This window comes from Synechococcus sp. R55.4, assembly GCF_047461935.1.
In the GTDB taxonomy this organism is placed as follows: Bacteria; Cyanobacteriota; Cyanobacteriia; order Thermostichales; family Thermostichaceae; genus Thermostichus.
Genome location: NZ_JANSIF010000022.1, coordinates 1 through 14,372, shown reverse-complemented (window position 1 = coordinate 14,372; position 14,372 = coordinate 1). Strand labels below are relative to the sequence as shown.

The 14,372-nt window shown below is 57.4% G+C and carries 13 protein-coding genes; 5 read left to right on the top strand and 8 right to left on the bottom strand.

The window, feature by feature from the left end:
- Positions 1 to 2 precede the first annotated feature (2 nt).
- The 5 genes from adhE to pflB all read right to left on the bottom strand — a co-directional run bounded on the left by adhE (position 3) and on the right by pflB (position 7,092).
- On the bottom strand, positions 3 to 2,633 hold the full coding sequence (gene adhE, locus NW842_RS06820; protein WP_414417728.1) for a bifunctional acetaldehyde-CoA/alcohol dehydrogenase: 2,631 nt from the start codon (positions 2,631 to 2,633) through the stop codon (positions 3 to 5).
- Positions 2,634 to 2,725: 92 nt separating this feature from the next.
- Positions 2,726 to 3,136 carry an OsmC family protein gene (locus tag NW842_RS06815; RefSeq protein ID WP_414343934.1) on the bottom strand — a complete coding sequence of 137 codons (411 nt, stop codon included), beginning with the start codon at positions 3,134 to 3,136 and terminating at the stop codon, positions 2,726 to 2,728.
- 182 nt (positions 3,137 to 3,318) lie between these two features.
- Positions 3,319 to 4,068, bottom strand: a complete 750-nt coding sequence (gene pflA / locus NW842_RS06810) for a pyruvate formate-lyase-activating protein (RefSeq protein ID WP_414417727.1) — start codon at positions 4,066 to 4,068, stop codon at positions 3,319 to 3,321.
- Between the two features lie 225 nt (positions 4,069 to 4,293).
- Entirely contained in the window at positions 4,294 to 4,704 is a 411-nt protein-coding gene (locus NW842_RS06805; RefSeq protein ID WP_414417726.1) for a pentapeptide repeat-containing protein, read from the bottom strand.
- An 81-nt stretch (positions 4,705 to 4,785) separates the two neighbouring features.
- Entirely contained in the window at positions 4,786 to 7,092 is a 2,307-nt protein-coding gene (pflB, locus tag NW842_RS06800) for a formate C-acetyltransferase (protein WP_414417725.1), read from the bottom strand.
- Between the two features lie 412 nt (positions 7,093 to 7,504).
- On the opposite strand from pflB, the gene NW842_RS06795 reads away from it, so the two are divergent.
- Complete coding sequence (locus tag NW842_RS06795) at positions 7,505 to 8,584, top strand: VOC family protein (RefSeq protein ID WP_414417724.1); 1,080 nt, start codon at positions 7,505 to 7,507, stop codon at positions 8,582 to 8,584.
- A gap of 121 nt (positions 8,585 to 8,705) precedes the next feature.
- On the opposite strand, the gene NW842_RS06790 is transcribed toward NW842_RS06795, so the two are convergent.
- A complete protein-coding gene (locus tag NW842_RS06790; protein WP_414355726.1) occupies positions 8,706 to 9,071 on the bottom strand; it encodes a response regulator in 366 nt (121 codons plus the stop codon).
- Between the two features lie 291 nt (positions 9,072 to 9,362).
- A complete protein-coding gene (locus tag NW842_RS06785) occupies positions 9,363 to 10,310 on the bottom strand; it encodes an NAD(P)H-dependent glycerol-3-phosphate dehydrogenase (protein ID WP_414417723.1) in 948 nt (315 codons plus the stop codon).
- Positions 10,311 to 10,413: 103 nt separating this feature from the next.
- Between NW842_RS06785 and NW842_RS06780 the strand changes: the two genes are divergently transcribed.
- Together NW842_RS06780 and gcvH are read left to right on the top strand one after the other, a co-directional pair.
- Positions 10,414 to 11,358 carry an alpha/beta fold hydrolase gene (locus NW842_RS06780; RefSeq protein ID WP_414351599.1) on the top strand — a complete coding sequence of 315 codons (945 nt, stop codon included), beginning with the start codon at positions 10,414 to 10,416 and terminating at the stop codon, positions 11,356 to 11,358.
- A gap of 81 nt (positions 11,359 to 11,439) precedes the next feature.
- Positions 11,440 to 11,829 (top strand): glycine cleavage system protein GcvH, encoded by a 390-nt coding sequence (gene gcvH / locus NW842_RS06775; protein ID WP_414351600.1) that lies wholly within the window; start codon positions 11,440 to 11,442, stop codon positions 11,827 to 11,829.
- 21 nt (positions 11,830 to 11,850) lie between these two features.
- Here the strand turns inward: gcvH and NW842_RS06770 are convergent, their stop codons facing one another.
- The gene (locus NW842_RS06770; protein ID WP_414417722.1) at positions 11,851 to 12,762 is read right to left on the bottom strand and encodes a diguanylate cyclase domain-containing protein; all 912 of its coding nucleotides are present in this window, start codon (positions 12,760 to 12,762) and stop codon (positions 11,851 to 11,853) included.
- 238 nt (positions 12,763 to 13,000) lie between these two features.
- Here NW842_RS06770 and NW842_RS06765 point away from each other — a divergent pair, with 238 nt between their 5' ends.
- Both NW842_RS06765 and pgeF read left to right on the top strand, forming a co-directional pair.
- Positions 13,001 to 13,432 carry a DUF3119 family protein gene (locus NW842_RS06765; RefSeq protein WP_414355723.1) on the top strand — a complete coding sequence of 144 codons (432 nt, stop codon included), beginning with the start codon at positions 13,001 to 13,003 and terminating at the stop codon, positions 13,430 to 13,432.
- Positions 13,429 to 14,229 carry a peptidoglycan editing factor PgeF gene (gene pgeF / locus NW842_RS06760; RefSeq protein WP_414417721.1) on the top strand — a complete coding sequence of 267 codons (801 nt, stop codon included), beginning with the start codon at positions 13,429 to 13,431 and terminating at the stop codon, positions 14,227 to 14,229. The genes NW842_RS06765 and pgeF overlap by 4 nt, the downstream gene beginning before the upstream one ends.
- The last annotated feature ends 143 nt before the right edge of the window (positions 14,230 to 14,372 follow it).

Sequence of the window (14,372 nt, the reverse complement as noted above, 5' to 3'; positions counted from 1 at the left end):
CCTTAGGCCAACACTGGTTCCGGCTGGTGGTAGAGGGCAGAATCCACCCGGCAGCCCCGATAGGCCAAGACGTACAGCTCCTTCATATCCTGGATGAGGGGGTAGCGGGGGTTGGCGCCGGTGCATTGGTCGTCAAAAGCCTGCTCCGCCATCGCTTCCAGACGGTCGTAGAACGCCTGCTCGCTCTCGCTAAGGGCCTCGCGAATGCTGGCCGGGATCCCCAGCTTCCGCTTGAGCTCCTCGATGGCCTCAATGAGGTGCATGACCTTTTCATCGTCATTGGTCCCGCCCAACTGCAGGTAATCGGCAATCTCGGCATAGCGGTGCTTGGCGTTGGGATAGCGGTATTGGGGAAAAATGGCCTGCTTAAAGGGGGCGTCGGTGGCGTTGTAGCGGATGACGTGGGTAATCATCAGGGCATTGGCCAGGCCGTGGGGCAGATGGAAGGTGGATCCCAGCTTGTGGGCCAGGGAGTGGCACACCCCCAAAAAGGCGTTGGCAAAGGCCATGCCGGCAATGGTGGCGGCGTAGTGGACTTTTTCCCGCGCTTCGGGATCCTCGGCGCCCTTCTCGTAGGCCCGCGGCAGGTAGGTCATCAGGAGCTTGATGGCCTGCAGGGCCAGCCCATCGGTAAAGTCGCTGGCCATCACCGACACATAGGCTTCCAGAGCATGGGTGAGGGCATCGATGCCGCCGTAAGCCGTTAGCTTCTTGGGCATCTTTAAGGTGAGATCCGGATCCACAATGGCCATGGTGGGGGTGAGGGCGTAGTCCGCCAGGGGGTATTTGATCCCCACCCGGTCATCGGTCACTACGGCAAAGGGCGTCACCTCGGATCCCGTGCCGGAAGTGGTGGGGATGCAGATGAGCTGAGCTTTTTGCCCCAGTGGCGGCAGCTCGTAAACCCGCTTGCGGATGTCCATAAAGCGCATCGCCAAGCCATCAAACTCCACCTGGGGCTGCTCGTACATCAGCCACATCACCTTGGCCGCATCCATCGGGGATCCCCCACCGACCGCAATAATCACATCCGGTTGAAACTGGCGCAACTGCTCCAGACCGCGATTGACGTTGCTGAGGGTGGGATCCGGCTCTACATCGTGGTACACATCCCAGCTCACGCGAATCTCATCCAAAACCTGGGTGATGGGATGCAATATGCCCAACTCAAAGAGCGGCTTATCGGTCACCAAAAAGGCGCGTTTTTTGCCGGCCAATTCCCGCAGAGCAATAGGCAGACATCCGGGCTTGAAGTAAACCTTGGGCGGGATCCGAAACCAGAGCATGTTTTCCCGACGTTGGGTTACCGTTTTAATGTTGAGCAGGTGGCGCGGCCCCACATTCTCGGAGATCGAATTGCCTCCCCAAGTGCCACAGCCCAAAGTCAGAGAGGGATCTAGCTTGAAGTTGTAGAGATCCCCAATGGCCCCTTGTGAAGAGGGAGTGTTGATCAAGACTCGACCGGTTTGCAGGGCATTTTCAAAGTAGGCAATATCGTCCCGATTGGCGGGATCTGTGTACAAAACAGAGGTGTGTCCCCGCCCGCCGAAATTGACCAGTTGGACAGCAACATCTACGGCGCTGTGGAAATCGTTGGCGCGGTAGAGGGCCAGAACAGGGGCCAATTTTTCGTAGGAGAAGGGCTCCTCCGGCCCCACCTTCTCCACTTCCCCAATCAGCAGTTTGGTGCCTTCGGGTACCTGGATACCGGCCAGGGCAGCGATGGTCTGCACCGACTGGCCCACAATGGCCGGATTGAGGCGACCGTCTTTGAGAAGGATGCGGCGCACGGCTTCGATTTGTTCCGGATCCAAAATGTAGGCCCCCCGATGGCCGAACTCGGCCTTGACCTGCTCGTAGATGGCATCCACCACCACCACTGCCTGTTCTGAGGCACAGATCATGCCGTTGTCGAAGGTCTTGCTCAACAAAATCGAGCTGACAGCCATGGGAATATCGGCACTGGCATCGATCACTGCCGGGGTATTGCCCGCTCCCACCCCCAAAGACGGGTGGCCCGAAGAGTAGGCCGCTTTAACCATGCCAGGCCCGCCGGTAGCCAAGATCAGCTTCACCTCAGGATGCTGCATCAAAGCCTGGGACAGCTCGATGGTGGGCTCATCGATCCAGCCAATGAGCCCCACGGGAGCACCCGCTGCCTCGGCGGCTTCCTTAACCACTTTGGCTGCGGCAATAGTACATTTTTTGGCGCGGGGATGAGGGGAAAAGATAATGCCGTTGCGGGTTTTGAGGGTGATCAGAGCCTTGAAAATTGTCGTCGAGGTAGGGTTGGTTACCGGCACAATACCTGCCAAAAGCCCTACTGGTTCAGCAATGCGCTCGTAGCCAAAGCTCTCATCCCGCTCGATAACCCCGCAGGTTTTCTCGTGTTTGTATTTGTTGTAAATGTATTCCGAGGCAAAGTGATTTTTGATCACCTTGTCCTCCACAATACCCATGCCGGTTTCCTGTACCGCCAGCTTGGCCAGCGGGATCCGTTCGTTGTTGGCAGCCAGAGCGGCTCTGTGAAAAATCCGGTCTACCTGTTCTTGGGTGAAAGTTGCATATTCAGCTTGGGCAGCCTTCACCTGCTGGATCAAGGTTTCCAGCTCGGCTAGATTGGTTACTGGCATCGGTGGATCCCTCCAAAACTCATCAAGACTTAGACGATAGGAACAATTGACAATCGGATAGTTGGAAATAGTCGAATAACCCGAATGGCAATCTAGGCGCCAACAGGAGCAGGAACTTGGATTTCGGTGGTCAGGGTGGGGGGATGGGTGAGCGTATTGTGAATGATGCAGGCATCAACTGCTTTTTCCAGCCCCTTTTGATGCCTTCCGTCCAGCGGGATCCCAGTTTTTACACGAATGTGAATGTTGTCTAGGCGAGCCGGATGCTCAACTTTCTCCGCCGTGACCACCACCTCTAGTCCACTGGGATCCAACTGCCGAGCTTCCAGATATTTGACGGCATAAAAACCAACACAGGCGCCCAGAGAAGCCAGAAACCATTCCGGCGGCGTCATTCCCTGATCTCGACCGTGATTGTCCAAAGGCTGGTCGCTGAGAATGCGGTGCCCTCGGCTTTCCGCTTGGAACTGAACACCATCGCGGTAGGTGACGCAAACTTCCATTGGGGATCCCTCCTCTTGGGGTATTCTTCAGTTCACATAGAGTCCGTAAAGTTAGCCTGGGGATCAACTTGGATTCCAGTCAGCTCAGGGCCAATCTGGAGACGGTGCAGAGATTAACTGTGAATCACTTCGGATCTAAGCGTGACCTGGCTATGCTGACCCAAGCCGCAACTGCAGAATTGTCAAATAGCCACCAGTCCTTGATCCCGAAAGATTTGTAAGGCGTGATTCACCTGTTCGGGTGTGGGTGGATTGACATCGGCGAGGGTGTAAGGCAATCCCAATTGCTGCCATTTGTATTCCCCCATCTTGTGAAAGGGCAAAACTTCCACTCGCTCCACGTTGGATAAGGTGGCCACAAACTCGGCCAGACCCTTAATGTTTTCCTCGGGATCCGTCAAGCCGGGAACCAGCACAAAACGAATCCAGGTAGGCTTGTGGATCTGGTCTAAATAGCGGGCCAGATTAAGAGTGGGTTCTAGCGAGACGCCGGTAACCTTTCGATACAGCTCCGGCAGATAAGACTTGATATCGAGCAACACCAAATCTGTATGATCCAACACAGGTTTTGCCGCTTCCAGTTGAACATAGCCAGAGGTATCCAAAGCCGTGTGCAAGCCCAACTCATGGCAGCGACGGAAGATCTCGGCCACGAAGTCAGGTTGCAGCAAAGGCTCTCCCCCGGTAGCCGTAACTCCCCCCCCTCGCAAGTAATTCTTGTAACGTTGGATCTCGGCAATTAAAGACTCAACCGTAACAAGCTGTCCCGCCTCCGGATCCCGACAGTCAGGGTTGTGGCAATACAAACAGCGAAGTGGACAACCCTGTGTAAAAATTACGAAGCGGATTCCTGGCCCATCGACGGTGCCACAGGTTTCCACCGAGTGAATGCGCCCAGCAATTGGTGTCAGGGGGTTCATAACGGTATCCATACTTTTATCCTGGATGACTTTTGCAAAATATCAATCAATCTTGAGGTTTTCTTCCAGATTGCTAACTCAGGTTAAATAGAACACAGTTTCCATTTCTCTTTGGATTAGGTTGGGACTAGATTTTTTTAGATCCCTAGGGTCTTTTAGCTAGACCGCTGCTATCCTGGCTGGAAGGGAGAAAGGGGGATAAAAAGCCGAAAGGGCAGCTTGGGGATCCCACCCAGCTCAGACCGATGGGTCGTGTGGGCTAGGCACGGAGGTATCCACCGTGATGCCGTGCAGGCGGTGGGCCTTGGGATCGAAATCCTTCGGGAAATGGGTATAGGCATCGAAATCTGCGTGATCCAACAAGGCTCCTTCTAAGAGCGCCCCTCGAAAATCGCTGCCAAAGAGGAGACATCCCCGCAAATCGGCTCCCGATAGGTTAGCTCCGCTGAAGTCGGCAAAACTGAGATCGCACCCCCGCAAATTAGCCCCCGCCAAGTTGGCCCCACTGAAATCGGCATAGCTGAGATCGGCACCGGCCAAATGGATCCCCTGCAGCTCAGCCCCCTGCAAATCGATCTCCCGAAAATCGCGCCGTCCTGAGGCATACTGGCTGACCAGATCCGCAGCGCTACAAACAGTCATGATCATCGGGCCTCCTCGGTTATCGATGGGGGATCCCTTCCATCGACCCCGGTATGGGCGGACTTCAGGGATCCCCAGGCTGGTCTTTTAGCAGTGTTGATGGAACGTGCGGTTAATGACATCCAGTTGCTGCTCGCGGGTGAGCTTGATGAAGTTCACCGCATAGCCGGAAACCCGGATGGTGAGCTGTGGGTAGAGCTCCGGGTGCTCCATGGCATGCAGCAGGGTCTCGCGGTTGAGAACATTGACGTTGAGGTGGAAACCGCCATCCCGCATGTAGCCATCCAGCAGCCCCACTAGATTGGCAACCCGCTCCTCCGCTGTGCGACCTAGGGCCGCCGGCACAATCGAGAAGGTGTTGGAGATCCCATCCAGAGCGTCGTCGTAGGGCAGCTTGGCCACCGAAGCCAGCGACGCCACCGCTCCCTTGGTGTCCCGGCCGTGCATGGGGTTGGCCCCTGGGGCAAAGGGCTCGCCCGCTCGCCGCCCGTCGGGGGTGTTGCCGGTTTTCTTGCCGTAGACCACGTTGGAGGTGATGGTGAGGATGGACTGGGTGGGGATGGCATTGCGGTAGGTCTTGTGCTTGCGCAGCTCGGCCATGAAGGTCTGCACCAGTTGCACCGCAATGGAGTCAACTCGGTCGTCGTTGTTGCCGTATTTGGGGAAGTCGCCCTCCACCGCGTAATCCACCACTAGGCCCCGCTCATCCCGGATGGCCCGTACCCGCGCGTATTTGATGGCGGATAGGGAGTCGGCTGTTACCGACAGGCCGGCCAACCCAAAGGCCATGGTGCGCAGCACGTCCCGGTCGTGGAGGGCCATCTCCAGGCGCTCGTAGCAGTACTTGTCGTGCATGTAGTGGATGATGTTCATGGTGTTGACGTAGGTCTTGGCCAGCCAGGCCATCATCTGCGCCATGCGCGGCCACACCTCGTCGTAGTCCAGGACATCGGCGGTGATGGGGGCGAAAGCAGGAGCCACCTGCTCGCCGGAGATCTCATCCCGACCGCCGTTGATGGCATAGAGCAGGCACTTGGCCAAGTTCACCCGCGCCCCAAAGAACTGCATTTGCTTGCCGATGCGCATGGCCGACACGCAGCAGGCAATGCCGTAGTCATCTCCCCAGTAGGGGCGCATCAGATCGTCGTTTTCGTACTGGATGGAGCTGGTTTCGATGGAGACCTTGGCGCAGTAGCGCTTGAAGGCTTCCGGCAGCCGCTCCGACCAGAGCACGGTCAAGTTGGGCTCGGGCGCTGGGCCAAGGTTGTAGAGGGTATGCAGCATGCGGAAGCTGGTTTTGGTAACCAAAGGCCGCCCATCCAGGCCCATGCCGCCGATGCACTCGGTAACCCAGGTGGGATCCCCGCTGAATAGCTCGTTGTACTCGGGCGTGCGCAAAAACCTGACCATGCGCAGCTTCATAACAAAGTGGTCAATGAGCTCCTGGGCCTCTTCCTCGGTGAGGATCCCGGCCTGCAGATCCCGCTCGATGTAGATGTCCAGGAAGGTGGACACCCGCCCCAAGGACATGGCCGCCCCGTTTTGCTCCTTGACGGCTGCCAGGTAGGCCAGGTACAGCCATTGGATGGCTTCGCGGGCGTTGGCCGCCGGACGGCCCAGGTCAAACCCGTAGCGGGATCCCATCTCTTTCAGCTCTTGTAGGGCCTTAATCTGCTCGGAGAGCTCCTCCCGCAGGCGGATGGTCTCTTCGTCCATCGTGTCCAGGTCTAGACTGGCTTTTTGGGCCTGCTTGTCTTCGATGAGCCGATCCACCCCGTAGAGGGCCACCCGCCGGTAGTCCCCAATGATGCGACCCCGACCGTAGGCATCGGGCAGGCCGGTGATGATCCCGGAGCGGCGGCAGCGGCGCATCTCTTCGGTGTAAGCATCAAAAACGCCGTCGTTGTGGGTTTTGCGGTACTGGGTAAAAATTTCCTTGGTGCGGGGATCCAGCTCGTAGCCATAGGCTTTGAGGGAAGACTCCACCACGCGGATGCCGCCAAAGGGCATGATGGCCCGCTTCAGGGGTTTGTCCGTCTGCAGCCCCACAATTTGTTCCAGCTCTGGGTCGATATAGCCAGGGGCGTGGCTGGTGATGGTAGAGGGAACGGCAGTATCGGCATCTAGGATCCCTCGCTCTCGCTCCAGAGCCATCAAATCCTTGACCTTGGCCCACAGCCGCTGGGTGCGCTCGGTGGCTGCAGCTAAAAAGGTTTCATCGCCGGTGTAGGGGGTGTAATTCCGTTGAATAAAGTCTCTGACATCGATGCAGCGCTGCCAGGATCCCGGCGCAAAATCGCTCAAAACTTTTTGACCGGCTGCGTTGGATCCTGTCCTTGGTTCCGCCTTCAATTCTGTAGGTGATGCTACAGAACGCTGCACACTGGCAACCATAACAATCCTCCCGGCTATTACGCCTGATAATCTATCGACAGAGCGAGGCAGCACCCCGGCCTTTGCCCCACGCAGGCTTAAAAAAGAGCCAAAGAACTACCCAATCTCTGCAAGGCTTCCAGGGATCCTACGAAGGGCTTTTAGCAACTCCTCTGTTTCTTTTTTGGGCGTTCTAAATACACCTCGCCTGATTTAATTTTAGTCCCTTGCGCTCTGAGGATATTTTCGGTCGCGTGGTTTTTTAATCTTATTTTTATCCTATTTTTTAACACTGTCTTAATGCCTTCTTAATGTTGTTTTACGCTTTTCCATCGGCAAATGGCGGGCCTATGCTGAGGTAGGGCGGCCCAGGTCGCCTGTTGCCGTGAGAACGTCAGGACACTCGACGTTCGCGTTAGCAGTGCCTTGCTCTATGAACCAGTCCAATCGAATCGTCCAAGGGATCCATCACCTGCACTTCTATCTTTGGGATCTGCCCCGTTGGCAGGAACACTTTTGTCAGGTTTGGGGCTTCCGAATGGAAGGACAGCTCGGCAGTACCCTCTGTCTGCGTCAGGGATCCCTGCGCTTGCGCCTATCTCAGCCGGCTCACGCCGGGGATGAGGTGGATCGCCATTTGCAGCAACATTCCCCTGGCGTGGTGGATGTGGCCTTGGCGGTGGAGGAGCAAGAGCTGTTGGGCTTGGCAGAGCTTTTGCAGAGGCGAGGAGCCCAAGTGGAGTGGATCCCGGCAGAAGACGAAGGCTGCCCTGCTCTGTGCCTGCGCACTCCTTATGGACTCAGGCATTCTTTGATCCCCAGCTCAGGGATCCCCGATTCAGCCCCTGCCGAGGAGAACTTGTTTTCCCACTGGGATCACCTGGTATTGAACGTGGAGCGGGGATCCCTGCAGGCAGCGGCAGATTGGTATGGGCAGGTGCTGGGTTGGCGGTCTCTGTATCGCTATAGCATCCGCACCAACACCTCTGGCCTAGAAAGTGTGGTGGTGGGAGATCCTGAAGCCGGGATCCAGTTGGCCATCAACGAGCCCACCTGTGCCGCTTCCCAGATCCAGGAGTTTTTGGATGCCCATCATGGCCCTGGCCTGCAACATGCGGCGTTGCATAGCTCGGATATCGTTGCCGGTGTGCGCCGGCTGCGACAGGGGGGCGTAAACTTTCTGCAGGTGCCGTCGGAGTATTACACAAACCTGGCAAGGGAGCTGGCTTCTGGAGCAATACTCCGTTCTGGTGGGTTGCCCCCCGCCATCTCCTGGCACGACTTGGTGGAGCAGCAGCTCCTTTTGGATGCCACCTTGCCTGCTTCTGATTCCCCACACCCCCCCCTGTTGTTGCAAACCTTCACTCAGCCTCTGTTTGGTCGGCCCACGTTTTTTTTCGAGGTCATCCAACGGTTGGGTGGAGCCACAGGCTTTGGCGAAGCCAATTTTCAAGCCCTGTTTGAAGCTCTAGAACGCCAACAGCGACAACGGCAGAAGGCTCGGGCCTGTTAACACCCTCGTCAACGCTCTGGGGATCCAGTGGGAGCACCAGGGGAATGTCTCCAGTTAATCAACACGATTGATTGCCCCTGAGTTTCCAGCCGACCGTTCGGGTATGCGGAAGGCGGTCAACTCAAGACAATTGGGCAGCAACGGCTTTCAACAGGTGTTTTTGGTCAACGGGCTTTGTCAAATAGGCATCGGAGCCAAAGCATAACCCCTGTTCAATCTCTTCGGGAGAGATTTTCGAGGAGAGAAAGACGAAGGGGATGTGAGCCGTGGACTGATCCCATCTCAGAGCATCCAGCACCCCATAGCCGTTCAGCTTGGGCATCACCACATCGCACAACACCAAGTCCGGCATCAGCGTGCGCACCATCTGCAAACCCTCCTCTCCATCGGTGGCCGCCACCGCGTCGTACCCCGCTCTTTGCAACACCTTCTGCAGGTAGGTACGGATGGAGGGTTCGTCTTCAATCACCAAGATGCGTTTGGACATAACTTTGTAAAAAAGCAAGCAAAAACCCAGCCCAGCCTGTCGGGCCCACTATCCACTTCCCGGAGCAACAGAGATCCGAGTTGATGCAGGAGCAAGTAAAAGAACTATAGGGGCAGTGTAGGGAAACCCTGAGGAAAAAAACTCCGCCAAATCGCTCATTCTGGGATCCCACGGCTCTGCAAAAATCCTGGTAGCGTGAGGGACAACTTTCCTTGTCCGTAGATTTGCGGTTATGCCAGGTAGCCCAAACTCCTCTCCTCCTTTGGGAGAGGGGCCGGGGGGGAGGGCAGCCTATTCTGAGGTCAGTTGTCGTTCCATCAGGCGGGCGAGAGCGGCGGTGGGAGTGGTCTGCCCTTGCAGCAACTGGTGAACCTCTTGAGTAATGGGCACGGGGATCCCGTGTTGGGCGGCAATTTTTACAACGACCGGAGCTGTGTAAACGCCCTCGGCAGTACCCTCCATTTCGGCCAAAATCTGCGACAAAGGCTTGCCCTGGCCCAGCCCGTAGCCCACCCGGTAGTTGCGACTGAGGGAACTGTGACAGGTGGCCAGCAGATCCCCCAACCCCGACAGGCCGTTGAAGGTTTCTGCCCGTGCCCCCAGCTTGGATCCCACCCGGATCATCTCTGCCAGGCCGCGGGTAACCAGAGCCGCACGGGCATTGGCCCCCAGTTGCAAGCCATCACACACGCCAACAGCGATGGCAATGACATTTTTCAGAGTGCCACCCAGCTCCACCCCCAACGGGTCACTGCTGGTGTAGAGGCGGAACCGCTCTGAAGAAAGGGCATACTGCACCTGCACAGCGGCCCAGGGATCCCGGCTGGCCACCACTGCTGCTGCCGGCAAGCCTTGACGGATCTCCGCCGAGAGGTTGGGCCCCGAAAGCACCACCAGGGGCTGCTCCGGGAAGGTGGCCCCCCAAATTTGGGTAGGGGTCAGAAGCTGCAGTGGATCCAACCCTTTGGTGGCCGAGACCAAAATTGCCTGCGGCGGGATCCCCACTTGGCGCACCGCTTCCACCACAGGGCGCACCCCCGCCATAGAGACGGCTGAGATGAGGATTTGGGATCCCTGGAGCACTTCTGCCAAATCCAGGCCCTTGCGGCGATTCCAAACCCGCACCCGGTGCCCTTGCCCCTGAGCCAGCATCGCCAGGGTACTTCCCCAAGCCCCGGCTCCCAAAATGGCAACGCTTTGCGGGGATGTTGGGCTTTGGCCTTCTGCGCTAGTGTTCATCTAATCTGTTCACCCGCAGACTTTCTCTTAAGCTTTCTTCGTAGGATGCCTCTCAAAAAGCCTGCGCCGGCAAAGGGAAGACCGGCGACAAAGGTTAGTATGGGTGGATACCAAATCATGGGTTAGCTCGAGAGCAGACGACATGGCAGAAGCAGGGATCCCCCGCCTTCCTCCTGAGGTAGCTGCCAAAATGGGAACCTGGCAGCACGGGTATGCCCTTACCAATGGCATTCAACTGCACTACGTCACCCAAGGGGAAGGGGAGCTGGCGATCTTGTTGCACGGTTTCCCGGAGTTTTGGTACTCCTGGCGGCATCAGATTCCGGTGTTGGCGCAGCGGTTTCGCGTGGTGGCACCCGACATGCGCGGCTACAACGATTCCGACAAACCGGATCACGGCTACGACTTGGATACCCTTACTGAGGATATTCGCGGCTTGCTGAGCCACTTTGGGGCTCAGAGGGCGGTGGTCGTAGCCCACGATTGGGGGGGAGCCATTGCCTGGCACTGGGCGCAATTTTTTCCTGAGGAGATTCGCAAGCTGGCCGTCCTCAATTCTCCCCATCCGGCCTGCTTTCGCCGGGAATTCTTGAGCAACTTGGATCAACTGCGCCGCAGTTGGTACCTGTTCTTTTTTCAATTGCCTTGGCTGCCAGAGTGGGTGCTGCAGTGGGATTTGGGAGATTGGGTGCGCCGCATTTTCCAGGAAACCTCGGTGCGCAAAAGCGCCTTCACCCGCCACGACCTCAAGCTCTACCAAGAGGCCCTCTCCAAACCCAAGGTTCTCACCTCTGCCCTCAACTACTACCGCCAGCTGTTTAACCTGCCCACTTTGCAGAACCTGTTTTTGCAGCCCATGCGGCAAATCCTCGCCCCTACCCTGCTGATTTGGGGAGAAGAAGACTTTGCCCTCAGCCGCGAGCTAACTGAGGGGATGGATCCCTTTTTCCCCAACGGCCTGCGCAAGGAGTACATCCCCGAATGCGGCCACTGGGCGCAGCAGGAAGCTCCGCAAACGGTCAATCGGCTGCTGATGGAGTTTCTCTAGCGGGCCGGGCTTGGGATCCGCCCTTTACCATCTCCGAGAGTTCACCCTAGAATAATCCACTGAGTTTATGGGAGAACCGGCATGGCCCTGGACTATCCATCCCATCTGCGCTACGTGGACACCCACGAGTACATCCATGTCGAGGATGATATTGCGGTGATTGGGATCACAGCTTATGCCGTCGATCAACTGGGGGATATCGTTTTCGTGGGCTTGCCCGAAGAAGGGACAGAGATTGAAAAAGGGGAAAGCTTTGGCTCGGTGGAATCGGTCAAAGCCGTCGAAGATCTCTATGCCCCTCTTTCTGGAGAGGTGGTGGCCGTGAATACAGCGGTGGTGGAGAGCCCCGAAAGCCTTGCCGACGATCCCTATGGCGATGGCTGGCTGATCAAGGTGCGCATTGCCAACCCCGAAGATCTCGAGGACACCATGAGTGCCGAAGCCTATGCCAGCTTGGTAGAGGGATCCTGAACCCCAACAGGTGGCCTCGAGCTACAGCAAAGTCTCTCGGTTACCCCCCTCAGCTTTGGCCCGGTAGAGGGCTTTGTCGGCAGCAGCCAGCAGACTTTGTGGGTCAGTTCCTTCTTCCAGCTCCAGCAGAGAGGCGATGCCCACGCTGCAGCTCAGGGAGATGATCTCCGCTTCCACCTGCACCGACAGGGACTGGACGGCCTGCCGCAAGCGTTCTGTCAGCCCCAAGATTTGCGGGTTTGGGATCCCGCGCACCAGCAGGGCAAACTCATCGCCCCCCAAGCGGGCCACCAGATCGTCTTGGCGAACGTGAGCTTGCAATCGCCGCGCCACCTGGATTAAGGTTTGATCCCCAGCCCAGTGCCCCCAGCGGTCGTTGATTTGCTTAAACCCATCCAAATCCAGATAGAGCACGTGGAGAGGAATTTGATGGCGAAGAGCAAAGGGGATCTCCAGCTCCAGTTGCTTCAGGAAAAAACGTCGGTTATACAGACCGGTTAGCGGGTCATAGAGGGCAGCAGTGGCCATTTGCAAAAAGAAGGCTTCTTCTGCCGCGTTGTAGTAGGCAAACTTGAGGGTGCTGGCCCCCACTTGAATGTAATCTCCATCCTTCAGGAGAACGCGGCTGACGCGCTCGCCGTTAACATATGTGCCGTTGAGGCTCTCCAGGTCGGTGAGAACATAACCTTCATCTTCTCTCTCCAGCCGACAGTGCTGCCGGGAGACGGCGTGATCCAAGAGCTGGATATCCGCGCAGTGGCTGCGCCCCAAAACCCCACCCCTTGCCAAGGGAAACGTCATGCCCACATTGGCACCGCTGAGCACCGTCAGAAAGGCCCCAACCGGCCCGGCCTGGGATCCGCGCTCGTAGACTTCTGAGGGAATCTGAGTGGTTGGCTCCTCTGGCATCAGAGAGAGAGGATCGATAGGCATGGAGAGACCCAACGGGTTGTGCAGGTTAGCAGTAAGCACTCGTTATATCCGTATTATGCCGGTTTTCCCAAGGGCGCATTTGGGTAGATGGGGGTCGTCTTGCCGGTTCTGATCTGTAAACCTGCGGAACTCTGGAGTTTATCATTTACTATCTCCTTTTTTCCCAATCTTCTAACTTCTGAAGAGTCGCCGAGGCAGCCTAGAATGGGGCTGGGATCCCTGAGAGGAGGAGTGGGGCATGATCAGGCCCAATTCTGCCCATCTATTGACTCCGGATTTTCGCCTCAGCCTGTCGGTGTTGGCTTTGGCGGTACCGTTGTTCTGGCTTTCGCTTTGGGCGGGGCTGGGGGTGGGTCTGTTCGGCCTGTTTTTGATGGTGCAGACCTCTCTGATCGGGCTGGCCTTTACCAGGACGGCGCTGCAGGTCTACAGCGGCTCCAAGCGCATCCGCGAGTTTCCCTACAGCGAGTGGCAGGATTGGCAAATTTTCTGGCCGCCGCTGCCGGTGTTGTTCTTTTTCCGAGAAACCAAAAGCATTCATTTTTTGCCGATGCTGTTTAACCCTGCTGAGCTGAAGATGTGTTTGGAAGAGCGGGTGGGTCATCTCCACGCCCAACATCGGTCTCAAGGATCCCCGCCGATTGCTGGTCCGGGTAGCTCCCGCCGATGAGTGGCTCCGCCTTGTGGGTTTGGCAGCAGGCAGAGAGATGGCGCTGGCTGGAGTGTCAGCTTTTGGCGGAGTGGCCTCACGCTTTTGGCTCTCGCCAAGGTCATCCCCATCCCCCATCTCAGTTGGCCGCCCGGCTGCAACTGCCCCCTGAACAGGCCGCGTGGGGCCATCAGGTGCATGGCTGCAACTGGGTTTGGGCAGATGGGATCACCGAAACCTTTGGACACAAACGAGAGCAGGACTGCTCTGCTGGTCAAGGGATCTCTACCCGTTCTCAGGCGGATGCGGTCATTGCCCGCCGCCAAGGGGATTCTGCCTGGGTCTGCACCGCTGACTGTGTGCCGATTTTGGTGGCCAGTCGAGAATGGGTGGCGGCCATTCACGCCGGGTGGAGAGGCACTGCTGCGGGGATCTTGTCCAAGGTGCTGCAGGAGTTTCTCCGGGCGGGGATCCCTGCTGCTGGGATCCGCGTGGCCATCGGGCCTTCCATTTCGGGGTCGGTCTATCAGGTGTCAGAGGAGGTGGCGGAGCAGGTGCTGCAAAGCCTACCCCTAGGGCTGGATGCCCGCGCTGCTCTCTTGCCCGATCCTCTGCCTGGCAAGGTTCGCCTGGATCTGCGCTGGGTCAACGGTGCCCAAGCCCAAGCCAAAGGGATCCCCCCTGAACACATTGCCGTCAGCCCCCATTGCACCCTCAGCCAACCCCAAGATTTCTTTTCCTACCGCCGCGATGGATCCCTGAAGGATGAGCAGGGCCGTCATTGCGTGCAGTGGTCGGGAATCGGCCTGCGGTCGTAGGCAGACTTGACCCAGTTCTGCCCGGAGGAACGGGAAGTAGTGGCTATAATTGCGCTCAAGACAGGGCTGATACATTTACGCTGAACACTGCTGAACATCACTGTTCAACTATGCAGCGATAGCATTCTGTTTGTTTCCAAACA

Coding starts and splice junctions, on each gene's coding strand:
- NW842_RS06795 (WP_414417724.1), top strand. CDS start 7,505: ATGAACCAGTCCAATCGAATCGTCCAAGGGATCCATCACCTGCACTTC.
- pgeF (WP_414417721.1), top strand. CDS start 13,429: ATGAGTGGCTCCGCCTTGTGGGTTTGGCAGCAGGCAGAGAGATGGCGC.
- NW842_RS06770 (WP_414417722.1), bottom strand. CDS start 12,762: ATGCCTATCGATCCTCTCTCTCTGATGCCAGAGGAGCCAACCACTCAG.
- pflB (WP_414417725.1), bottom strand. CDS start 7,092: ATGGTTGCCAGTGTGCAGCGTTCTGTAGCATCACCTACAGAATTGAAG.
- gcvH (WP_414351600.1), top strand. CDS start 11,440: ATGGCCCTGGACTATCCATCCCATCTGCGCTACGTGGACACCCACGAG.
- NW842_RS06815 (WP_414343934.1), bottom strand. CDS start 3,136: ATGGAAGTTTGCGTCACCTACCGCGATGGTGTTCAGTTCCAAGCGGAA.
- NW842_RS06790 (WP_414355726.1), bottom strand. CDS start 9,071: ATGTCCAAACGCATCTTGGTGATTGAAGACGAACCCTCCATCCGTACC.
- NW842_RS06785 (WP_414417723.1), bottom strand. CDS start 10,310: ATGAACACTAGCGCAGAAGGCCAAAGCCCAACATCCCCGCAAAGCGTT.
- adhE (WP_414417728.1), bottom strand. CDS start 2,633: ATGCCAGTAACCAATCTAGCCGAGCTGGAAACCTTGATCCAGCAGGTG.
- NW842_RS06765 (WP_414355723.1), top strand. CDS start 13,001: ATGATCAGGCCCAATTCTGCCCATCTATTGACTCCGGATTTTCGCCTC.
- pflA (WP_414417727.1), bottom strand. CDS start 4,068: ATGGATACCGTTATGAACCCCCTGACACCAATTGCTGGGCGCATTCAC.
- NW842_RS06805 (WP_414417726.1), bottom strand. CDS start 4,704: ATGATCATGACTGTTTGTAGCGCTGCGGATCTGGTCAGCCAGTATGCC.